General features: G+C 38.9%; 19 protein-coding genes. 11 read left to right on the top strand and 8 right to left on the bottom strand.

From position 1 onward, the window contains the following. Window positions 1–9: 9 nt before the first annotated feature. Window positions 10–1,770, bottom strand: coding sequence for a signal peptide peptidase SppA (gene sppA / locus ACE01N_RS09435; protein ID WP_380587620.1), 1,761 nt, complete (start codon window positions 1,768–1,770; stop codon window positions 10–12). A 201-nt stretch (window positions 1,771–1,971) separates the two neighbouring features. Between sppA and ACE01N_RS09430 the strand changes: the two genes are divergently transcribed. Then, complete coding sequence (locus ACE01N_RS09430) at window positions 1,972–2,991, top strand: branched-chain amino acid aminotransferase (RefSeq protein WP_375729555.1); 1,020 nt, start codon at window positions 1,972–1,974, stop codon at window positions 2,989–2,991. 69 nt (window positions 2,992–3,060) lie between these two features. On the opposite strand, the gene ACE01N_RS09425 is transcribed toward ACE01N_RS09430, so the two are convergent. Further along, on the bottom strand, window positions 3,061–5,325 hold the full coding sequence (locus tag ACE01N_RS09425) for an aconitate hydratase (protein WP_380587616.1): 2,265 nt from the start codon (window positions 5,323–5,325) through the stop codon (window positions 3,061–3,063). A 189-nt stretch (window positions 5,326–5,514) separates the two neighbouring features. Next, window positions 5,515–6,513, bottom strand: coding sequence for a type I glyceraldehyde-3-phosphate dehydrogenase (gene gap, locus ACE01N_RS09420; RefSeq protein ID WP_375729553.1), 999 nt, complete (start codon window positions 6,511–6,513; stop codon window positions 5,515–5,517). Window positions 6,514–6,620: 107 nt separating this feature from the next. Here gap and ACE01N_RS09415 point away from each other — a divergent pair, with 107 nt between their 5' ends. From ACE01N_RS09415 to ACE01N_RS09375, 9 genes are all read left to right on the top strand, one after another. After that, on the top strand, window positions 6,621–6,806 hold the full coding sequence (locus ACE01N_RS09415; protein ID WP_380587611.1) for a hypothetical protein: 186 nt from the start codon (window positions 6,621–6,623) through the stop codon (window positions 6,804–6,806). 131 nt (window positions 6,807–6,937) lie between these two features. Beyond that, window positions 6,938–9,646: a hypothetical protein gene (locus ACE01N_RS09410; protein WP_380587608.1), complete on the top strand. Its 2,709-nt coding sequence runs from the start codon at window positions 6,938–6,940 to the stop codon at window positions 9,644–9,646. Window positions 9,647–9,761: 115 nt separating this feature from the next. Beyond that, entirely contained in the window at window positions 9,762–9,983 is a 222-nt protein-coding gene (locus ACE01N_RS09405) for a hypothetical protein (protein WP_380587606.1), read from the top strand. Window positions 9,984–10,283: 300 nt separating this feature from the next. Further along, on the top strand, window positions 10,284–11,579 hold the full coding sequence (locus ACE01N_RS09400) for an O-acetylhomoserine aminocarboxypropyltransferase/cysteine synthase family protein (protein ID WP_380587604.1): 1,296 nt from the start codon (window positions 10,284–10,286) through the stop codon (window positions 11,577–11,579). 150 nt (window positions 11,580–11,729) lie between these two features. Then, complete coding sequence (gene metA, locus ACE01N_RS09395) at window positions 11,730–12,644, top strand: homoserine O-acetyltransferase MetA (protein WP_380587601.1); 915 nt, start codon at window positions 11,730–11,732, stop codon at window positions 12,642–12,644. A gap of 154 nt (window positions 12,645–12,798) precedes the next feature. Further along, on the top strand, window positions 12,799–13,374 hold the full coding sequence (locus tag ACE01N_RS09390) for a thioredoxin family protein (protein WP_380587597.1): 576 nt from the start codon (window positions 12,799–12,801) through the stop codon (window positions 13,372–13,374). 117 nt (window positions 13,375–13,491) lie between these two features. Next, entirely contained in the window at window positions 13,492–14,226 is a 735-nt protein-coding gene (locus ACE01N_RS09385; RefSeq protein ID WP_380587594.1) for a LiaF transmembrane domain-containing protein, read from the top strand. Between the two features lie 3 nt (window positions 14,227–14,229). Beyond that, a complete protein-coding gene (locus ACE01N_RS09380) occupies window positions 14,230–15,273 on the top strand; it encodes a sensor histidine kinase (RefSeq protein ID WP_380587591.1) in 1,044 nt (347 codons plus the stop codon). A gap of 6 nt (window positions 15,274–15,279) precedes the next feature. After that, window positions 15,280–16,026, top strand: coding sequence for a LytR/AlgR family response regulator transcription factor (locus ACE01N_RS09375; RefSeq protein ID WP_380587588.1), 747 nt, complete (start codon window positions 15,280–15,282; stop codon window positions 16,024–16,026). Here the strand turns inward: ACE01N_RS09375 and ACE01N_RS09370 are convergent. Together ACE01N_RS09370 and ACE01N_RS09365 are read right to left on the bottom strand one after the other, a co-directional pair. Beyond that, window positions 16,016–16,834 (bottom strand): N-acetylmuramic acid 6-phosphate etherase, encoded by an 819-nt coding sequence (locus ACE01N_RS09370; RefSeq protein WP_380587585.1) that lies wholly within the window; start codon window positions 16,832–16,834, stop codon window positions 16,016–16,018. The two genes, ACE01N_RS09375 and ACE01N_RS09370, sit on opposite strands and share 11 nt — an antisense overlap. Beyond that, window positions 16,831–17,673, bottom strand: a complete 843-nt coding sequence (locus tag ACE01N_RS09365) for a BadF/BadG/BcrA/BcrD ATPase family protein (RefSeq protein WP_380587582.1) — start codon at window positions 17,671–17,673, stop codon at window positions 16,831–16,833. The genes ACE01N_RS09370 and ACE01N_RS09365 overlap by 4 nt, the downstream gene beginning before the upstream one ends. A 196-nt stretch (window positions 17,674–17,869) precedes the next feature. Between ACE01N_RS09365 and ACE01N_RS09360 the strand changes: the two genes are divergently transcribed. Further along, a complete protein-coding gene (locus tag ACE01N_RS09360) occupies window positions 17,870–19,267 on the top strand; it encodes a DNRLRE domain-containing protein (protein WP_380587579.1) in 1,398 nt (465 codons plus the stop codon). 68 nt (window positions 19,268–19,335) lie between these two features. Here ACE01N_RS09360 and serS read toward each other — a convergent pair whose 3' ends face one another. The 3 genes from serS to rplU all read right to left on the bottom strand — a co-directional run bounded on the left by serS (window position 19,336) and on the right by rplU (window position 21,287). Then, on the bottom strand, window positions 19,336–20,607 hold the full coding sequence (gene serS, locus ACE01N_RS09355; protein WP_380587576.1) for a serine--tRNA ligase: 1,272 nt from the start codon (window positions 20,605–20,607) through the stop codon (window positions 19,336–19,338). Window positions 20,608–20,694: 87 nt separating this feature from the next. After that, a complete protein-coding gene (rpmA, locus tag ACE01N_RS09350) occupies window positions 20,695–20,958 on the bottom strand; it encodes a 50S ribosomal protein L27 (RefSeq protein ID WP_375729540.1) in 264 nt (87 codons plus the stop codon). Window positions 20,959–20,975: 17 nt separating this feature from the next. Further along, window positions 20,976–21,287, bottom strand: a complete 312-nt coding sequence (rplU, locus tag ACE01N_RS09345; protein ID WP_375729539.1) for a 50S ribosomal protein L21 — start codon at window positions 21,285–21,287, stop codon at window positions 20,976–20,978. Window positions 21,288–21,514 lie beyond the last annotated feature (227 nt).

Raw genomic sequence — 21,514 nt, 5'->3', positions numbered from 1 at the left:
TCCGATTGCTTATTGAATGTTCAGTTCGTATGGCATTCTGGCCTGTAAACCTGAAAGCCCTTTGTAATGAATTAATGTTTTATAAATCTCATAATTTTCACCCATCCGCATTTCAAGCATACTGGTCTTGACTTGTGTTGAGAGGTCCTCTATCAACTGCTGGAAAAAATCTTTTTGTTCAGGAAGTTCGACCAAACGATAACTTTCCAGACCGGCCATCTCGGCTGCCAGGTTAATCGCATCATTCACTCCGCCAAACTTGTCTATAAGGTCAATATTTTTTGCATCTTCTCCACTCCAGACACGTCCCTGCCCAATTTCGTTTATTTCTTCTATCGTTTTGTTCCTGCCATTTGCACAACGGGTAAGAAAAGTATTATAGCCTCTTTCTACCCAGGCCTGAAGCATGTTTTTTTCGCTTTGGGTCATGGGCCTTACAACACTCATCAGGTCGGCATATTCATTGGTCTTAACCCCATCGAATGTTACCCCGATTTTGTCAGTCAGCCCCTTGAAATTCGGGATCATGCCAAAAATACCGATTGATCCGGTAATGGTTGAAGGACGTGCCAATATTGTATGGGCATTGCATGAAATGTAATAGCCACCTGATGCAGCCACATCTCCCATGCTAACTATAAGCGGTTTTCCTTCCTTTGCTAACTCAAGTTCACGCCAGATTTGTTCCGAACCATATGCGGAGCCACCGGGAGAATTAACCCTGAGAACAATGGCTTTAACGGTTGAATCTGTTCTGGCTTTTCTGATGGATGCGGCAAGTTCGCCGGATTTTATACCATCGTTTGAACCATCATCAATACCTCCGGCAGCATAAATAAATGCGATCTTATTTCTTGAATATTCTTTGTCCGTTTTAACATTTGCTTTTGTGTATTTCTGTAACGAAATGAAATTGGGCTCAGCCGTTTCCTTTCTACCACAGGAGTCATTTAATTCAGCAATGATCTGGTCGGTGTACTTTAAATCATCTATCAAACCTGATGAAACAGTCATTTCCTGATTGGATAGCATCATTCCCTCCTGAGCAAAATCATCCAGTACCTTATCAGTTATATTTCTGTCTTTAGCCAGTCTGTCTTTCAGTGTTCCCCAAAGCGAATTCACCAGCACTTCGCTTTGTTCTTTACTGTATTGGCTCATCTGGTCATTTATAAACGGTTCAATAGCAGATTTGTATTTCCCTACCTTGAAAATATTAGCCTCAATTCCCAGTTTATCCATTGCCTTCTTAAAAAAGGTGTAATTGGCAGATAACCCTCTTAATTCAAGCATGCCCTGAGGATTCATATAAACCTTATCTGCTGAAGCGGCCAGGTAGTATCCCAACTGAGAATAATTACCTGAATAGGCGATGACAAACTTGCCGGTTGTTTTAAAATCCTCGATATAATCCTTGATTTCATCTACTGTTGAGATTCCACAGGAGAATAAACCGGGATTCAGATATATACCCTTGATATTCGGATCAAATTTGGCTTTATAAATGGAAGAACGAATTTCATTAAGTCCCATCATCCTTATTTGATCCTGTTCGGAATAAATAAGATCTTCGATTGGGTTGTCAATCTTTCGCTCTACTATCTGGCCCTGAATCTTCAGGTTAAGCACACTGTTTGGCTTCACCTGTACCTCTTTTTCACCCATGGCTGCAATGCCACCAATTACCATTAATGTAAGCAAGAAACCAATGATTGAGAACACGAAAAGTGCCGTAAAAGATGCTAACACGTATTTAAAAAAGTCTTTCATAACTTCATATTTTGGTTATAAATCGGGGTTGATTAGTTGTTGAGAACAAAAATATACTTTTTAAGTTTATTTACACGGATTTAGACTTAAAACTATTGCAATTGCACATTTTAGTGTCGTTTGTGCAATTTATGATAAATTTCATTAAAGTTATCACTTAAAATTAGTACATTCGCTTTCTCAAATTATTTTTCCAAAAGTATGGCAAAATTAGATTGGTCGAATTTAAATTTCGGTTATATTAAAACCGATTATAACGTACGCTGCTATTATCGTGACGGAGCCTGGGGAGAGCTGGAGGTGCACGATTCAGATAAAATAGAATTACATATGGCGGCCACCTGTCTGCACTATGGGCAGGAGGCATTTGAAGGGTTGAAGGCCTTCAAGGGAGAGGATGGGAAAATTCGTATTTTCCGGATGGATGAAAATGCAAAAAGGATGCAAAGCTCCGCCGATGGAATTCTGATGGAAAAAGTTCCTTCAGAATTGTTTCAGGAAGCTGTGGTTAAGGCTGTCGAATTGAACAGAGATTATGTTCCTCCTTATGGTTCGGGAGCAGCATTATATATACGCCCGTTATTGATTGGCACGGGTTCTCAGGTTGGTGTAAAACCGGCCAATGAATATCTATTCATGGTTTTTGTAACGCCGGTAGGGCCATATTTTAAGGAGGGCTTCAAGCCTACGCCTGTGGTTATTATGCGGGAATTTGACCGTGCAGCTCCTCAGGGTACTGGGAATCTTAAGGTTGGCGGGAATTATGCTGCAGGCATGCGATCTGGCGTGAAGGCGCATAGCGAAGGTTATAGCGCGGTATTGTATCTGGATTCAAAAGAAAAGAAATACATTGATGAATGCGGACCGGCTAATTTCTTTGGAATAAAAAGCAACCAGTATATTACCCCGGAATCGAAGTCCATTTTACCATCAATAACCAATAAAAGTCTGATGGTGATTGCTGAAGATATGGGACTTGAAGTTGTTAGAAGAAGAGTGCCGTATGAAGAGCTGGAATCATTTAGTGAAGTTGGTATGTGTGGTACGGCCGCAGTAATCAGTCCTATCGCAAGAATAGACGATGCAGATTTAAATAAGTCTTTTGTGTATTCAAAGGATGGCAAGCCAGGTCCGGTTTCAGAGAAACTGTATAAAAAACTCAGAGATATTCAGAATGGTCTGGAACCTGATAATTACGGTTGGGTGACTGTGATAGATTAAAGTATGTTTAGAAGATAAAGAAAAAGGGTTTCGTATATACGAAACCCTTTTTTATGCATTGCGCAATGATTATTTCGATTGTTGTTTAATCAGGTTTAATGCAGATCCTGCCTTGAACCATGAAATCTGTTGTGCGTTGTAAGTGTGATTTGTTTTGATCACATCTATTGAACCATCATCGTGTACTACCTCAACTGTTAATGGTTTGTCCGGAGCAAAATCCTTTAAATCAATAAAGTTGAACACATCATTTTCCTGTATCTTGTCATAGTCCGCTTCATCTGCAAATGTTATTCCAAGCATACCCTGTTTTTTCAGGTTTGTTTCGTGAATACGCGCAAATGACTTTACCAATACAACCTTTACGCCAAGATGACGCGGCTCCATTGCAGCATGTTCGCGGGACGAACCTTCACCGTAGTTATGATCACCAACGACTACAGTAGGAATGCCCTTTTCTTTGTATTGTCTTTGTACTGCGGGCACTTCACTATAATCACCGGTAAGCTGACTTTTTACTTTATTGGTTTCACCGTTAAATGCATTTACTGCACCAATAAGCATATTATTCGAAATATTATCAAGGTGACCACGATAACGCAACCAAGGTCCTGCCATTGAAATATGATCTGTAGTACACTTTCCCTGAGCCTTGATTAACAGTTTGGCTCCCAAAAGGTTTTCACCGTCCCATGGCGCAAAAGGTGTAAGGAGTTGAAGCCTTTCCGAATCCGGTTTTACAACCACCTCTATATCGCCACCATCTTTAGCCGGAGCTTGATAACCGGCATCTTCCACGTCGAATCCCTTTGGAGGAAGCTCCCATCCGTGTGGTGGATCAAATTTTACCTTTTCACCTTTGTCATTTATCAGATAATCCGTAATAGGATTAAATGTTAGATCTCCTGCAATGGCAACAGCAGCTACAATTTCAGGCGACGAAACGAATGCATGTGTATTCGGGTTTCCGTCGGCTCTTTTGGAAAAATTCCTGTTGAAAGAATGTATTATAGAATTTTTCTTTCCTTCTTCGGCACCTGTTCTTGCCCATTGTCCTATACATGGTCCACAGGCGTTTGTAAATATTTTTGTGCCCAGCTTTTTAAAGATATCAATATAGCCATCACGTTCAACAGTATATCTCACTTGTTCAGATCCCGGATTGATTCCAAATTCTGCTTTTGGAGCCAGTCCTTTATCTACTGCCTGTTGTGCTATGGATGCAGCACGCGAAATATCTTCGTAAGATGAGTTGGTACACGATCCAATCAAACCCCATTCAATTTTTTGTGGCCAGTCGTTCTCTTTTACAACCTCTTTCATTTTTGAAACCGGAGTTGCGCGATCCGGCGTGAATGGTCCATTGAGGTGAGGCTCAAGTTCTGAAAGATTGATCTCTATAAGTTCATCGAAGTATTTGTCCGGATTAGCATAAACCTCAGGATCACCGGTTAAATGTTCAGCTACCTCATCTGCCATTTCAACCACTTCTTCCCGTCCGGTAGCTGTCAGGTATCTTCTCATGGAATCATCATATCCGAAAGTTGATGTGGTTGCACCAATTTCAGCACCCATGTTACAAATGGTTCCTTTACCTGTACATGATAAGGATTGAGCACCTTCACCGAAGTATTCAACAATACATCCGGTTCCACCTTTAACAGTTAAAATTCCGGCAACTTTTAAGATTATATCTTTTGGTGCAGTCCATCCGTTGAGTTTACCTGTCAGCTTTACGCCGATCAGTTTTGGAAATTTCAGTTCCCATGCCATTCCTGCCATTACATCAACGGCATCGGCTCCTCCAACTCCTATGGCAACCATTCCCAAGCCACCTGCATTTACAGTGTGTGAATCAGTTCCAATCATCATGCCACCGGGGAAAGCATAATTTTCCAATACAACCTGATGGATGATTCCGGCTCCGGGTTTCCAGAAGCCTATTCCATATTTATTTGATACTGATGAGAGAAAATTGAATACTTCGTTGTTTTTGTTTAATGCTTCCTGAAGATCCTTGTCAGCTCCCAATCTTGCCTGGATCAGGTGGTCGGCATGAACGGTTGAAGGAACTGCTGCTTTCTTTTTTCCAGCCTGCATAAACTGAAGTAAGGCCATCTGTGCTGTAGCATCCTGCATTGCGACTCTGTCCGGCGCAAAATCAACATAAGACTTTCCACGTACAAAAGCTGTATCTGTTTTGCCATCCCACAGGTGTGCATAAAGTATTTTTTCAGCAAGTGTCAGAGGTTTCCCAACAACTTTTCTTGCAGCTTCAATTTTTTCAGGAAAACCAGCATAAACTTTCCTGATCATATCAATATCAAAAACCATAATTTAAAATTTTGTTTTAAAGTAAGTAATGCAAAGGTAAAATTAAAAACTTTAGTTAAAAGACCTCCTTTTATCAGGTCTAACTGATATAACAAATCAAATTTAAAAGCGTTTAATGCCGGAACAAATAGATACAAAAAAACCTGATCAAATGTTGATCAGGTTTTTAATTAATATTGTAATCTGGAATTATTTTACTGTTGCCATGTGCTGAATCAGCTCAACAACTTTTGTAGAATATCCCATTTCATTGTCATACCATGATACAACTTTAACGAAGTTGTCGTTCAGGCTGATGCCTGCACCTGCATCGAATACAGAAGTACAGGATTCACCTACGAAGTCGTTAGATACAACTGCATCTTCAGTATAACCAAGGATGCCTTTCATTGCACCTTCAGAATATTCTTTCATTGCAGCACAAATTTCTTCGTAAGTAGCACCTTTTTCTAAACGGCAGGTTAAGTCAACAACTGATACGTCCGGAGTTGGAACGCGGAAGGCCATACCTGTAAGTTTGCCGTTTAACTGAGGAATTACTTTGCCTACAGCTTTAGCAGCACCTGTAGAAGAAGGGATAATGTTCTGGCCAGCACCACGTCCACCTCTCCAGTCTTTCATAGAAGGACCGTCAACAGTTTTCTGAGTTGCAGTAGTAGCGTGAACCGTAGTCATAAGACCTTCAACGATACCGAATTTGTCATTCAGAACTTTAGCGATAGGAGCTAAACAGTTAGTAGTACATGAAGCGTTCGAAACGATATCCTGACCTGCATAAGTGTCATTGTTAACACCCATAACAAACATCGGAGTAGCATCTTTTGAAGGCGCAGACATTACAACTCTTTTAGCACCGGCAGTGATGTGTGCGCGAGCTTTTTCATCAGTAAGGAAAAGACCGGTTGATTCAACCACGTATTCTGCACCTACTGCATCCCATTTTAAATCTGCAGGATTACGTTCAGCAGTTACGCGAATTGTTTTTCCGTTAACTACGAGATTGCCATCTACAACTTCAACAGTGCCTTTAAACCGGCCATGAGTTGAATCGTACTTCAACATGTAAGCCATGTAGTCAACATCAATTAAGTCGTTGATACCTACAACCTCAACACCTTCTGTAGCAACAGCTACACGGAAAACGAATCGACCGATACGTCCGAATCCATTAATACCAATTTTAATCATTGCTTAAAAATTTATATAGTTCGTATTTTTTTCCGGCGCAAAATTATAATTTACAGTCCATAATATCAAATATTTGTTAGACTGTAATATGAAAAAAGAGTTAAAATATGAAAGGAACTTATTCGGCTAACTCTGACGGTAAGATTTCGCTATATGCTTTTGGACAAGTTTCGGAAGTTTTACAGGAAGAAAGTACAATTACCAAAACAACCGCAGCAAAAACCAATATTTTTTTCATAATCGCTTATTTACACTTTTACATTCAAAATATACAAGTGCCACAAATATATTAAAAATTAACTGTTTTCATAATTTTTAAGAACATATATAGAATTTTGAATGTTATTATGAAAATATTTTGTATTTGTTATGGTTATTGTTAATATTTTGTTAATTTTGTGAGATTGACAAAAAGTATCATCATATGAAACGTTTTGGGATTATTTTGGGATTAATTGCGGGGTTTCTTCTTGGAAATGCTGTTTATGCTACTGTGATAAATGTGCCGTTGGGAGGAAATATACAGACTGCGATGGATGGGGCAGGGTACCAGGATACAATACAATTAGCATCAGGAACTTATAATATTACATCTGCTCTTTATCCGTTTGGCGGAATGGAGCTTACAATTATGGGGAACGGGCCTGGAGTAACAATCTTAGACGGGGGAGGGACAAATCAGGTTTTTTATGTTGATGTATTTGAAGCTTTAATCATTGAATCTTTATCCGTTGCAAATGGTTCGGGTACAGATGGTGGAGGTGTATATGCATATGTACCGTATTATTTAACGCTTAGGGATGTAGAGATTTCTAATTGTACTGCAACTACAGATGGCGGTGGATTATATATAACTTCCGGAACTGTAACTTTACAGCGCGTGTATTTTGATTCCAACAGTGCTGGAAGCAATGGTGGGGGTATGTACCATAGAAATGATTGGGGAGGAACAGGAATACTTTGTACGATAAGTAAAACAAGCTTTAATTCTAATTCCTGCAGTGGTAATGGAGCTGCTTTGTACTACGATATAGAAGATGGCAGCGGAAACTTAGACATAACTAACAGTACGTTTGGAAATCATGCAACAGGAACTGGTTCCCTATATCTTACATGCGGTTCTGGTGGAACATCTGTTTTGATGAAGAATAATACTATTGCTCATAATAGCACAGGAGGTCTGTATGTTAATAGCTTTGGTATAAGTTTGACACAATATAATAATCTTATTGTTGATAATTCCTCTTATGATGTAAACGGATCTGTTGCGATAACAATAGGTGGTGACAGAAACTTACTTGAGGTCATCTCAGGCGGAATTACATATAATGGAGATAACTATTATGAGTCATATCCTTATGATATTGTAGCATCTACATTCGGTTATAATAATGGAGGTACTGTGCCGACTATGGATCTTACAGATTATGGAATACGTGTTGCCGCCGGACGTGCACGAAACAATTTCCCTGTTGATGATCAGAATGGTATTACAAGAAGAAGCCGAACGGAATTAGGTGCCATTGAAACAGCTTCTTCGGTTAATGTATGGACCGGTGCAACAAGCACCAGTTGGCAGACTGCTTCAAACTGGACATCAGGTTCGATCCCTTCTTTATCAAATTCGTATATTATCGTGGATAACTGTTCTAACAGCAACTATCCGGTTAGTACAGCCCTGACAAATTTATCTACAGTAGATATTGTTGTTGGTAATTTTGGTGCATTTAAAAATGCAAGTTTGTTTCGGGCAAAAAAACTCTATTTAATGAGTAATTCTACAGGTACAGGGCAGTTCCTGAATGCCGGTACTTTTTTTGGGACCATTGAAACGGAACAGTATCTTTTTGGTGGGCAATGGAATTTCCTTGGGGTGCCGGTTCAGTCAATTGATGTTGCAACTATAATTCCGGGGGCTACATTGGGAACCTCCAACTGGACAGGTTCAGCATACAGCTACAGCGCTGGCGATTATTGGGTGTTTTACCATGATGAAGTTGAAAGGGCCACTAACGGACATAGTGATTATGTTTGGAAATCCGTAAATTCAGGGAATTTGGCAGGTGGTCCAGGATATATTGTTTGGTGTGATGTACCTCAAAAAGCAGTATTTGTTGGTACCGTGGTTCCTACAAATAAAAACTTTACATTATCTTATACAACTACAGGAGCTGATGCTGATAAAGGATGGAATTTAATATCAAATCCATATCTGGCACCATTTTCATGGGTTGGAGCTGATATATCATATGTGGATCAGGCTTCTTATTATTACAACAATGCGTTTCAGAATTATTTTGTAATTCCAGGTGATCCTATTGATGGAACAACCGAAAAGATCCCTCAGGTGCAGGCTTTCTTTGCAAAAGCAAATAATTCAGGTGCCACATTGCTCATGTCAAGCACTTTGCTTTCCATTGATCTGGATGTAAAGTTTAAAAGTGCAACACTTGAGGATAAACACTATCTGAAAACAACTATTTTCAGAGACAGTGAAAAATATTATGATGAGACATATATCCGTCATAAGGAAGATGCAGGCTTATTGTTTGAAGGTAAGTATGACGCGTATAAGTTAAAGAATTTTTCAAATGTTTCACCGCAGATTTATACAGTTGAGGGAAATACCGATATGTCAATTAACAGCTTCTCTTATTACGATTATCCAACCCAGGAGGTGCCATTAATGGTTTCTGTGCCTGAAATTGATACCTATAAACTGGCATTTAAAATTGATGATTCAATGGGAGATTTTGAATATGTTCTGGAGGATAAGCAGGATGGAACATTTTACAATTTGAATGATGGTGATACAATAAATATTTACATGGATCAGTTAGTAGAGAAAAGCAGACTGATTGTGCATGTGGTAGGTAGTTCAACCGCAATTGGAGAAGAGCAGGCGGATGAAGTCCTGATGTATGCCAATACTGGTAATCTTTATATTAATACTTCGGAAAAGTATACAATTGGTAATGTGAGAATTTATGATGTGGCTGGGAAAGTATTGATTGAAAAGCCAATTAATGGTATTAACAATGTTATTGGAGTAAGTGATATTCCGTCTCAGTTTGTCATTGTTAATTATGAGAGTAATAATAAGCGCTTTACAAAACGATTGTTTTTAAGATAAATCTAATATGAAGCTAATAGTAAATTATTTTTTTGTTAAATTAAATTATTCTACTTTTGGCGAGGATTTAGAAGGGTCCAATCAAGGTTATTGCTTTGTGTGAATGAAAGTTTGGATGAAAAAAATACTAACGCTGCTAATACTCATCTCTTTATTTGGGATAGTTAAGGCAGCTGATCTGCCTGATAAAGGTAAAAAGCCACCTACTACAATATATGGGGCTCCGGGACCTTTGCCTCCCGGACCAGGTGCGCCAGTGGGAGGTGGAGTACTTTTGCTTTTAGGTTTGGCAACGGCATATGGTATAAAAAAATACAGAGATACAAAACAGGACTAGTTCCTGTTTTTTTTATGTGTAGCAATGCTATATTTATTTGGTCTAAATTGTTAAAATTCTAAATTTTTAAAACTTTTGTTTGGCAAACTAACAAATCTTCATTTATTTTGCCCATATGAAAACACATGCAGAATATATATTTTCAGCTTTCAACTGTATCAGTACAGATGACTGTATGTGTATGCGAATGCGCATGCTCATGCGCTAATTTAATTCAGTGAAGGAGGGTCCCTCTTTCAATATCCATAGTATTTATTTTCTTACATTTTTGTATATCTAACTTCAAATTATATTATAATCATGGCTAATTATCACTTTGAAACATTACAGCTACATGCTGGGCATGAACCGGATGAAACGACTAATTCCAGGGCCGTTCCTATTTATCAGACAAGTTCTTATGTATTCAATAGTTCAGAACATGGTGCAAATTTATTTGCGCTTAAGGAATTCGGGAATATATATACCCGTATAATGAATCCAACAACGGATGTGTTCGAAAAGCGCATAGCGGCACTGGAAGGTGGAGTGGCAGCTGTTGCAACATCATCAGGACATGCTGCTCAATTTCTTGCCCTCAACAATATTCTGCAGGCAGGAGATAATTTTGTTACTTCTCCGTTTTTATATGGCGGAACGCATAACCAGTTTAAAGTGTCTTTTAAACGTTTGGGCGTTGAGGCAAGATTTGCAAAGGACGATACATCTGAATCTTTGGAGAAGCTTATTGATGATGGAACGAAAGCAATTTATGTAGAGAACCTGGGAAATCCGAACTTTAATGTACCGGATTGGGAGAAAGTTGGTGCTCTTGCGAAAAAGTATGATATTCCGCTGGTAGTAGATAATACGTTTGGTGCTGGAGGTTATCTTCTTAGGCCAATTGAATATGGTGCTAACATTGTGGTGGAATCAGCCACAAAATGGATTGGCGGTCATGGGACATCAATAGGTGGTGTTGTTGTTGATGCCGGTAACTACAATTGGGGGAATGGAAAATTTCCACAATTTTCTGAGCCATCCGAAGGATACCATGGCTTGGTATTCAATGATGTGTTTGGCGCAGACGGTCCGTTCGGGAACATTGCATATGCTATACGTTTACGCGTGGAAGGGCTGCGTGATTTTGGTACAGCTATCAGCCCTTTTAATTCCTTCCTTTTGATCCAGGGGTTGGAAACACTTTCATTGCGTTTGGAAAGAACAGTTCAGAATGCATTTGAGATTGCTAAATGGCTGGAGAATCATCATGCCGTAGAAGCCGTAAATTATCCGGGATTGGAAAGTAGTAAGTATCATGAGCTGGCCAAAAAATATCTGAAAAATGGTTTCGGCGGTGTATTAACATTCCGATTGAAAGCTGGCAAGGAAGCAGCATCGAAGTTTGTTGATAGTCTTGAACTTATCAGTCATCTTGCCAATGTTGGTGATGCCAAAACATTAATTATTCATCCGGCTTCGACCACACATCAGCAACTTAGTGATGAGGAACAATTAAGCGCAGGAATTTTGCCGGACCAGCTAAGGTTATCAGTTGGTATCGAGCATATTGATGATATCAAAGCAGATATTGAACAGGCACTTCAAAAAATCTGAAACCATTCACCGGGTGACTAAATTTTATGGAAAATGCAGTGTCACCCGCTGAATATACATCTTGAAAAATGTGATTATTTTTAATCTAATCGGTTTAAGTTCACTATTTTTGCAGTCCGCAATATTGCGGACTGCAAAATATTTTTAATTATGCCATTAAATCTGCCAGATAAACTGCCGGCTATTGAGGCTTTAAAAAAAGAAAACATTTTTGTAATGGATGAGTCCAGGGCAAGTCAGCAGGATATCCGTCCGTTACGTATTGTTATTCTGAATCTTATGCCTTTAAAGGTTACTACAGAAACTGACCTGATAAGATTGCTGAGTAATACGCCTTTGCAGATTGTGGTGGATTTTCTTCGGATCAAGGGGCATAAACCCAAGAATACCCCGGTGGAGCATATGAAAGCCTTTTATCATGATTTTGATACCATTAAGCATAAAAAATATGATGGTATGATTATTACGGGTGCTCCGGTGGAGCATTTGCCTTTTGAAGAAGTAAAATACTGGGATGAGCTTAAAACAATTTTTGACTGGTCTGTTAATAATGTAACATCTTCCCTGTTTATTTGCTGGGGTGCACAGGCCGGTTTATATCATTTTTATGGAATCCCGAAATACATGTTGAATGAAAAAAGATCGGGTGTGTTCAGACATACATATTCGGATTCAAAACTTCCAATATTCAGGGGGTTTGATGATTTCTTTTTTGCACCTCATTCACGATATACTGAGGTAAGAGAAGAGGACATTAAAAAAGTTTCCGAACTGGAGATTATTTCTACTTCTGAAGAAGCCGGAGTACACCTTGTTATGGGGAAAAACGGGCGTCAGTTTTTTATAACCGGTCATACAGAATATTCTCCCAATACCCTGGATCAGGAATATAAAAGGGATATATTGAAAGGCCTCGATATTAAAATGCCAAAGAATTATTATCCGAATGATGATCCGTCTCAACCACCGGTTGTGCGATGGAAAAGTCATGCCAATTTATTGTTTAGCAACTGGCTAAATTACTATGTTTATCAGGAAACGCCTTACGATCTTGATTCAGAATAGTAAATTATCTCATTTAAGTGTTAATTAGTCTGTTATATTAAACCGCTTCACGGTTTGATATGTTATTCCATTTAAATAAGCGTATTTGGTTAAGTTTTTGTGATTTTATTTTACAGAAACTGGAATATACAGAAGGACGATAAAAACACATATTATGAGTTTTACATTTTCGCAGGAATTTCCATTGGGAGAGAAAGCTCCTGAATTCAAATTAAAGGAAGTAACATCGGGTAAATTTTATTCTTATTCCGATCTTGGTTCAGGAATGATAACGGTAGTGATGTTTATTTGCAATCATTGTCCATACGTTAAGCATATTCGTGAAGAAATTGTCCGTTTTGCAAACAAATATATTTCTGAGGGTGTAAGTTTTGTTGCAATCAGTTCTAACGACGTGGAGAACTTTCCGGATGATTCTCCTGAAAATATGAAAGCTGTAGCAGAGGAATTTGATTTCCCTTTTCCGTATCTGTACGATGAAACCCAGCAGGTTGCAAAAGAATATAAAGCAGCCTGTACGCCAGACTTTTACATTTTTAATGAGGAGGCCCGGTGTGTCTATCATGGCAGGTTTGATGAATCGAACCATAAAAACGGGTTGCAACCAACAGGAACAGATTTAGCCGATGCTTTGGATCAGGTGCTCGATGGGAAGGTTATTCCGAAGGAAGATCAGAATCCAAGTTCAGGATGTAATATAAAATGGAAATCAGGTATCTCTCCTTTCTAAATTTCATGTGTGCTTCATTTACCATCTAAAAAATCCCCGTTTACCGATTAATTATTGGAACCATGCCTTATATGGTTTTATATTTGATCTGTAATTAATTGTATAAGAAGTCGAGTTATGGAAACACATGAAACAATAAAGCATCTAAAAGCAGCAAACAGACGAAAAGTAGCTTTCGGGTTAGTTGCCATTCTTTTTGGAGTATTATGGCTCCTTAGTAATGTCAATGTTATTGATAGGGAATTTATTCATGAATATTTATTCTCTTGGGGATCCTTACTAATCATAATTGGCTTAATTGGTTTGTTAGGGAACAGGGGGCAAGGTGTTGGTTGGTCTATTTTGGTGATTGTCGGAACCTATCTATTGTTAGATAAAAGGTTTGATTTTTCTTTTAGATTTGACCAGATATTCTGGCCGGTACTTGTTATTTTTATTGGATTGACTATGGTACTGAACCGAACAGTCCGCCGTCCGGGTTTCAGAAATTATAAAGATATTTCTTCTACCGATATACTTGATAATGTGGCAATATTTGGCGGGAGCGATGTGAAGATTGACAGTCAGTCGTTTAAAGGTGGCGAGGCAACAGCTATTTTCGGTGGATCCAAAATTGATCTGACCGGTGCCAGGTTGGCTCCTGGGATTCAGGTGATTGAACTGACCAACATATTTGGAGGTAATACACTCATTATTCCTGCTAACTGGAATGTAAAATTAGAAGTGACCGGTATACTGGGCGGATTTAAGGATATGAGGCCAAAACGGTTTGACGGGATCAGGGATACTGAAAGTACGCTGATTATAAAGGGAGTGGCAATATTCGGAGGAGGAGAAATTAAATCGATCTAAATCATGGGCCATCCCTTCCTAAATAGCCGGATCAATACAATAATCTATTTTGGAGTCTGGATTATAGTAGGGTTTATACATCTGCTCTGGCTCTATTTTGAAACACACTATCCAATTCAACATGCAACTGTAGATGCCGTGGCGTCTACAGTTATTTTTTCGTTTCTGGGTCTGCTGGTATGGCCTCTTACAGTTTATAACCGTCCTGGAAAGGCAGATTCCTGGAGTGTCGCTTCAAGTCAGATTCTCGGTGCAACAATTGTTGTCGGGATCTGGATCTTTTCAACAACGTATATTATAAACCTGTTTGCCACAATATATCCGGCCAAAGTCTTTAAAACCTATATAACTACAGAACAGGTCGCCATTGGCTTATCCTATTATCTTGTTTTATTTGGCACGTGCTACCTCATATTAATTTACCGTGAAAACAGGGAGAAAAAGCTGAACGAGGAAAAAATGCAGCGGCTTGTTCGTGAAAGTGAGCTAAATGCTTTAAAGGCGCAGATTAATCCTCATTTTTTATTTAACAGCCTTAACTCTGTTAATTATCTCATTGGGTACGATCCTGAAAGGGCAAGTAATATGCTTGCGAAACTGTCAGATTATTTAAGATATTCGCTAAGAAGGGGAGATGAAGGACTTGTGACCTTTTGTGATGAGCTGGAAAATTGCCGTAAATTCCTGGATATGGAGCATTTGAGATTTGGGGATAAGATGATCATGGAAGAGGAGATTGATGAGGCAGTTTGTGATGTTAAAGTGCCTTTGATGATCCTTCAGCCTATTTATGAAAATGCTATTAAACATGGCGTTTATGAAAGCCTGGATCCGGTGGTTATCAAAACAGTCGCACAGTTTAAAAATAATATGCTTTATATTGAAATTTGTAATACCTTTGATCCTGAAGCTGTTCCGAGAAAAGGAGAAGGTGTTGGTTTGCAAAATGTTTCAGACCGGTTAGAACTTGTATTTAATGAAAAAGGTTTGCTGAAAACCATTAAAGAAAAAAATACATTTAAAGCTGTAATTACAATTCCAATTTAAGAAAATATGATACGTTGTGTAATAATTGATGATGAACAACCCGCCAGGGAATTAGTTAAAAAACTCTTGTCACAAAAGGAAGAATATGAGATTGTTGATGAGTGTAATAACGGTTTCGACGGATTCAAAGCCATTAAGGACCACTCACCGGATCTTGTTTTTTTGGATATTCAAATGCCTAAACTTACTGGTTTTGAAATGCTGGAACTGTTGGAGGATCAGGAAAAACCACATGTTATTTTTATTACTGCCTACGATCAGTATGCATTAAAGGCTTTTGAGCAGAACGCCATCGATTATTTGTTGAAACCCTATACTCCTGCACGTTTTAATCAGGCTCTTGAAAAGGCAAATGAAAGATTACAGCAGAAAGAGCCCCAGAAAGTAGAAAAACTTCTGGAGGATATCAGGGATAACAGTGAAACCTTAAATCGTGTTGTGGTTAAAGATCGTTCAAAGATTGAAATTATTCCGGTTGAGGATATTCATTACATCAAGGCAGAGGACGATTATGTGATGTTTTATACCGTACGGGGTCGTTTTCTGAAAAAAGCTACCATGAATTATTTTGAAAACAACCTGCCCGAAAATGATTTTATCCGGGTACACCGGTCGTATATCATAAATACACAGCAAATTAAGCGAATGGAACGTTACGAAAAGGAAACGTTTATTCTGCAATTAAAATGTGGTGAAAATATTAAAACCAGTAAGAGCGGTGCCAAAAGATTGAAAGAAGTGCTTAACTTTTAGTTTTTTTGTACGAATCGATTGCTTCCCTAACTGAGCCGTGAAGCAACAAAAGGCTTTTTGCCTGTTCTGAATTTATCTGTAGCTCATTTAGAATCATACGCGTACCACGTTCAATCAGTTTCTGATTGGTCAGTTGCATATCTACCATTTTGTTGCCCCGAACGCGTCCCAGTTGAATCATCGTTGTAGTGGTTATCATGTTTAGAACGAGTTTTTGAGCCGTTCCGCTTTTCATACGGGTTGATCCGGTAACGAATTCCGGCCCCACAATCGGTTCAATAGGATATTCTGCAGCTTCGGCAAGTTTTGTGTTAATATTGCTGGTTATACAGCCTGTTAGCAGTCCGTTTTCCCGGGCTTTTTTTACGCCCCCGATTACATAGGGAGTTCTACCGGATGCTGCTATCCCAACAACGGTATCAAGGTTATTGGGATTGTAATTTAAAATGTCTTTCCATCCCTGATCTTCATCATCTTCGGCATGTTCTACGGCTTTTCTTATGGCGCCATCGCCACCGGCAATAAGGCCGATTACAACACCATGGCCAACGCCAAAAGTCGGAGGAATCTCTGATGCATCTACTACGCCAAGCCTTCCACTGGTTCCTGCACCAATATAAAACAGTCGTCCGCCTTGTTTCATGCGCATTACCAGTTCTTTCACAAATTCTTTGATTTTGGGGATCTCCTTTTCGATGGCAGGCAATACCTTCTTGTCTTCTTCGTGAATAAGCTGAAGTAATTCGCTTACACTTTTGGTTTCAAGATTATTATGAAAAGAATCGGATTCTGTGATGCTGTTTGTCATAGTTGTTGTTTGTAATATTGTATCATGCCTTCAATTGGATTTTGCAGGATATGAATGATTTTCATCCCAAATTCTTCTGCTGTGTCATGGAGGATGCTGCTGAACCCAAACGCAACAGATCCTGTGAATGATAACGGATAGTTTTGATAATCTGTATAGGAACAAATATTGCGTTCAAAAAAATGGTTGAAGGAGCTTTTTACCAGCTTGTGACAGTATTCCGTAGATATCTTAGAGACAATAAACGGAACAAAAGATGCCAGGTACTTATTGGGTTTTGTATTGCGATAAACAGCATTGATAACTTCTGATTCAACGGGATCATAGAAGTCCTTAAAGTCAACCGCTAAGTTATGTGGCATCTGTCTTTTAAAAAAGTCAGACAAAAGCTGTTTGCCTAAATATGATCCGCTTCCCTCGTCTCCCAAAATGTATCCGAGGGATGGTACGTGTTCTTTCAAATTTCCGTTGATAAATAATCCTGAATTTGAACCTGTGCCTAATATGGATACAATGCCTTCGTCTTTTCCAATAGTAGCAATGGCGCTTCCTGTCAAATCTGAATTACAGCCTATTTCACAGTTAAAAACTGATTGTAAAATGTCTGATAATATTTTGCAGCCGTACGTATTGCAGCCGGCTCCGTAAAACGCTACCAGATCTATTTTGTTTTTATAAGTTCCCAAAGCCGGGAGTAGCTCAGATTGAATAACGCTTTCAATAACATGGGAATGATGTACCGCCGGATTAATTCCCGGGGTGGTGATCAATTTAACATCGTTGGGGGCTATAACCGCCCAGGATGTTTTTGTGGAGCCGCTGTCTGCAATCAGGATCATGCCTCAAAAATAAGCAATCCTGTGTTAATCTTATCCAGAATAAATTGTAAAAATTTTTTATTCCGCGCGCAAAAGTCATCAATGCAAAAGAAAGTTGAGTTTAATGCAACCATTTGATTTTCATTTTCGTCTGTACATATAGAATAATTAGTTTCGTAAATTTGATAAAGCAAAAGTTAACCTAAAATTCGTCGTTATGAAGTCATATTTATGCTCCGGAGGAAAATCTGCGTTATTGCTGATGTTGGTCGTTATGCTTTTTGCAGGATGTGAAAGGCAACCATCTCAGGATTTTAAGACTGGAAAAGTTGGTTTTTCAGTTCTTGGGGAGGAGCTTAATATTGTGCTGAAATCTGCAACGCTTGATGATTCAACTTCTGTTACGCGTTTAAATCTTTTAATTTCTATTGCCGATGGCGACAGTAATGTTATAATTGACAAAAAGATTTTGCCTTTATATGTTTTTGGTAATCAATATATAAGTGAGAAGATTGAACTAAACGAAGGTCATTATTTTCTGACAGAGTTCATGGTGGTAAATTCCAGTGGAGAAGTGGTTTATGCTTCACCCAGATATGGTGCTGAACTGGCTTACCTGGTGAATCATCCGTTGCCCATTGATTTTAAGATTGTTCCGGGAGCAGAATCCAATTTAGAAGTGGAAGTAATACCTGTAAACGGCCAGACACCGGATCAGTTTGGGTATATCAGTTTTGGGATCCAAATTATAAATCCGTTGGTATTTTATGCCTTGGTTTATGAAGATAATCCATTGTTAGAAAGGCCACTCAATCTGGTACCTGCAAGAGTTATTATTACGGATCCTGATGGCTATGTCTACAGGTTTGACTTTACCGCAGGTAAAAATAAAATCGTACTTAGAGATAAGTCAGGGACATATATTTTTAGGGTGAAAACCGAAATGTATAGTGCAACACTGGAGTTTACATATGAACAACTGTTAAGAGCTACGGAAGGTAGTCCGTTAATGATAACGGTTGGTAATTCAAATAAGTATCATGAGATAATTATCAGGACCTCTCCTGACTCAACGGAAGATGCATTGATTACGGATTTGAATTCTGCAGAGAATTTCGGAGACTCGAAAGAACTGGCAGCATCGTTTTTAAGCGAACCGGTTCTTGCCGTCATGCGGACCAAACGCAGTTTAATGCGGTTTGATTTTGATAATGCTCTACCTAAATCTGCCACTATTCAAAAAATAGAATTATCACTGCATTTACTGAGCGTAGTTGAGGTTCCGTTTGATGAAAACATGGATACCATGAATATTGGGGTACTGAAAGCTGTGGTGGAACCATGGGATGAGCACGAGGTTACCTGGCAGAATCAACCCAAAACAATTGATGATGTTATGATGTACCTGGATTACAGACCCTGGATGAGTTCATCGCTCAGGGTGTATGATATTACAGAATTAATTAGGAAATCCTGGCAGATAAATACACCGGTTTACGGATTTATGCTGCAACATTATCCTGAAAATGTACCCGGTGGCATAACTTTTGCTTCAAGTGATTATGATTATGAGCAGATGAGACCAAGTATTAAAATATACTATACCTTACCGTAGAAGTAGTGAAGTAGAAAGGAATGGGACGACCGACCGGCCGTCCCATTTTTGTATCTTATAATATTTGGTTAGTCTATTACAGCAAATCCGGTGTACGGAATCAAAACTTCCGGAATTTTAATGCCTTCTTTAGTCTGATTATTTTCAAGCAAGGCTGCTACGATACGTGGCAAAGCCAGAGCGCTACCATTCAGAGTGTGTGCCAGTTCCGGCTTTTTCATATCTTTCCCTTTATAGCGGCATTTCAATCGGTTGGCCTGGTAGTTTTCAAAGTTCGAAACTGAACTTACTTCCAGCCATCTTTCCTGTGCTGCCGAATAAACTTCAAAATCGAATGTAAGGGCAGAGGTGAAACTGATATCTCCACCACAAAGTTTTACAATACGGTAAGGCAGTCCCAGCTTTGTAATGATTCCTTCCACATGGGCTACCATTTCGTTCAGCGTATCATAACTTTTGTCGGGATGCTGGATTTGAACTATTTCAACCTTGTCGAACTGATGTAAACGATTGAGACCTCTAACGTGTGCACCCCATGATCCGGCTTCTCTGCGGAAGCATGGCGTGTATGCCATATTTTTAACAGGCAGTTGTTCTTCAGGAATTATTACATCTCTGTAAATATTGGTGACAGGAACTTCTGCAGTTGGGATCAGATAAAAATTATCGACAGTAACATGGTACATCTGGCCTTCTTTATCAGGAAGCTGACCCGTTCCGAATCCGGAATCTTCATTTACAACAATAGGAGGTAGAACTTCCCTGTAGCCCGCTTTTTCTCCTTCGTCGAGAAAGAAGTTGATTAACGCACGTTGCAGCCTGGCTCCTTTGCCTTTATAGACAGGAAAACCTGCTCCGGTAAGTTTGGTTCCAAGTTCAAAATCAATAATATCATATTGCTTGATAAGATCCCAGTGCGGTTGTTTGGCTTCAAGTTCCGGAACCGTACCACCCTGACGAATGATTTCATTATCTTCTTCATTCCTTCCTTTTGGAACAGAGTTGTGCGGTAGGTTGGGGAGAAGAACCAGTTTGTTTTGAATTTGGTCCTCGATTTCTCCAAGTTCTGTAGTTAACGACTTAATATTTTCTTTTAGTTCGGCAGTTCTTGATTTTGCATTCTCCGCTTCCTCTTTTTTCCCTTCTTTAAAGAGTAGTCCGATCTGTTTCGACAGGTTGTTCATTTCAGCCTGAGCATCATCGGAAGCGCTTTTTAGTTCGCGACGTTTTTTATCTGCAGCAATGATTTCGTCTACCAATTCCTGAGCATCAAAGTTTTTTACCCGCAAACGGGCTATAACTTCATCTCTGTTTTCGGAAATATATTTAAGTGTCAACATGTAAAATGTGTTTAATAAAAAAATCTCCTGATTTTTACGCAAAGGTAAAAATTTCAGGAGATCTGATATCATTAAAATTTTTTTCTGTTACTCAGTTACTGTAGGTTCTACAGAAACATAAGATTTGTCGTTTTGCTTCTTTTTGAATACAACAATACCGCTTTCCAATGCAAAAAGTGTATCGTCTTTACCAATTCCAACATTTTTACCAGGATGATGAACTGTACCTCTCTGGCGAACAATAATGTTACCTGCTTTGGCAAACTGACCACCAAAGATTTTAACGCCTAATCGTTTACTTTCCGATTCGCGTCCATTTCTTGAGCTACCTGCTCCCTTCTTATGAGCCATAATTTATAATTTTGGAGTTAAGCTTCGATTTCTGTGATTTCAATCTGTGAAAAATACTGACGGTGTCCGTTTCTCACTTTATAACCTTTTCTTCTCTTTTTCTTAAAAACGATAACTTTATCGCCTTTTACGTGATCGAGTACCTTAGCTTTAACTTTTGCATCTTTAACAACCGGAGTTCCTACTTTTACTTTTCCGTCGTTGTCAACTAATAATACTCTGTCGAATTCAAGATCAGCTCCTTGTTCCTGTTCAAGTCTGTGAACGTAGATTTTTTTTCCTTTCTCTACATTGAACTGCTGACCTGCTATCTCAACAATTGCGTACATAATTTAATTACATTTTTATTGTTAAATCCAGGAGGCGGATCATGCGTTTCGATCTCTTTTTAAGAGCCCCGTTGGAAGATTCGTTGTTCCAGATCAAAAAGATTTGGGCTGCAAAAGTAATAAACTATTTTATTTTTGGAAGCACAATGTAGTTAAAATTTTAATTTGGTTGAATTTCTTTTAAGATAAATTAATCATTCCTTTTGCTTCCTGGCAGAACATGGGAA

The sequence above is a fragment of the Quyinboa ferrireducens genome (genome assembly GCF_042436675.1).
Taxonomy (GTDB): Bacteria; Bacteroidota; Bacteroidia; order Bacteroidales; family UBA5342; genus JBHJHP01.
The sequence above is the reverse complement of the archived record's forward strand: the minus strand, read 5'-3'. Positions and strand labels throughout refer to the sequence as shown.

What these genes read in the sequence shown, in the direction of transcription:
- sppA (WP_380587620.1), bottom strand. Translation starts at nt 1,770, where the DNA reads ATGAAAGACTTTTTTAAATACGTGTTAGCATCTTTTACGGCACTTTTC.
- ACE01N_RS09430 (WP_375729555.1), top strand. Translation starts at nt 1,972, where the DNA reads ATGGCAAAATTAGATTGGTCGAATTTAAATTTCGGTTATATTAAAACC.
- ACE01N_RS09425 (WP_380587616.1), bottom strand. Translation starts at nt 5,325, where the DNA reads ATGGTTTTTGATATTGATATGATCAGGAAAGTTTATGCTGGTTTTCCT.
- gap (WP_375729553.1), bottom strand. Translation starts at nt 6,513, where the DNA reads ATGATTAAAATTGGTATTAATGGATTCGGACGTATCGGTCGATTCGTT.
- ACE01N_RS09415 (WP_380587611.1), top strand. Translation starts at nt 6,621, where the DNA reads ATGAAAGGAACTTATTCGGCTAACTCTGACGGTAAGATTTCGCTATAT.
- ACE01N_RS09410 (WP_380587608.1), top strand. Translation starts at nt 6,938, where the DNA reads ATGAAACGTTTTGGGATTATTTTGGGATTAATTGCGGGGTTTCTTCTT.
- ACE01N_RS09405 (WP_380587606.1), top strand. Translation starts at nt 9,762, where the DNA reads ATGAAAAAAATACTAACGCTGCTAATACTCATCTCTTTATTTGGGATA.
- ACE01N_RS09400 (WP_380587604.1), top strand. Translation starts at nt 10,284, where the DNA reads ATGGCTAATTATCACTTTGAAACATTACAGCTACATGCTGGGCATGAA.
- metA (WP_380587601.1), top strand. Translation starts at nt 11,730, where the DNA reads ATGCCATTAAATCTGCCAGATAAACTGCCGGCTATTGAGGCTTTAAAA.
- ACE01N_RS09390 (WP_380587597.1), top strand. Translation starts at nt 12,799, where the DNA reads ATGAGTTTTACATTTTCGCAGGAATTTCCATTGGGAGAGAAAGCTCCT.
- ACE01N_RS09385 (WP_380587594.1), top strand. Translation starts at nt 13,492, where the DNA reads ATGGAAACACATGAAACAATAAAGCATCTAAAAGCAGCAAACAGACGA.
- ACE01N_RS09380 (WP_380587591.1), top strand. Translation starts at nt 14,230, where the DNA reads ATGGGCCATCCCTTCCTAAATAGCCGGATCAATACAATAATCTATTTT.
- ACE01N_RS09375 (WP_380587588.1), top strand. Translation starts at nt 15,280, where the DNA reads ATGATACGTTGTGTAATAATTGATGATGAACAACCCGCCAGGGAATTA.
- ACE01N_RS09370 (WP_380587585.1), bottom strand. Translation starts at nt 16,834, where the DNA reads ATGACAAACAGCATCACAGAATCCGATTCTTTTCATAATAATCTTGAA.
- ACE01N_RS09365 (WP_380587582.1), bottom strand. Translation starts at nt 17,673, where the DNA reads ATGATCCTGATTGCAGACAGCGGCTCCACAAAAACATCCTGGGCGGTT.
- ACE01N_RS09360 (WP_380587579.1), top strand. Translation starts at nt 17,870, where the DNA reads ATGAAGTCATATTTATGCTCCGGAGGAAAATCTGCGTTATTGCTGATG.
- serS (WP_380587576.1), bottom strand. Translation starts at nt 20,607, where the DNA reads ATGTTGACACTTAAATATATTTCCGAAAACAGAGATGAAGTTATAGCC.
- rpmA (WP_375729540.1), bottom strand. Translation starts at nt 20,958, where the DNA reads ATGGCTCATAAGAAGGGAGCAGGTAGCTCAAGAAATGGACGCGAATCG.
- rplU (WP_375729539.1), bottom strand. Translation starts at nt 21,287, where the DNA reads ATGTACGCAATTGTTGAGATAGCAGGTCAGCAGTTCAATGTAGAGAAA.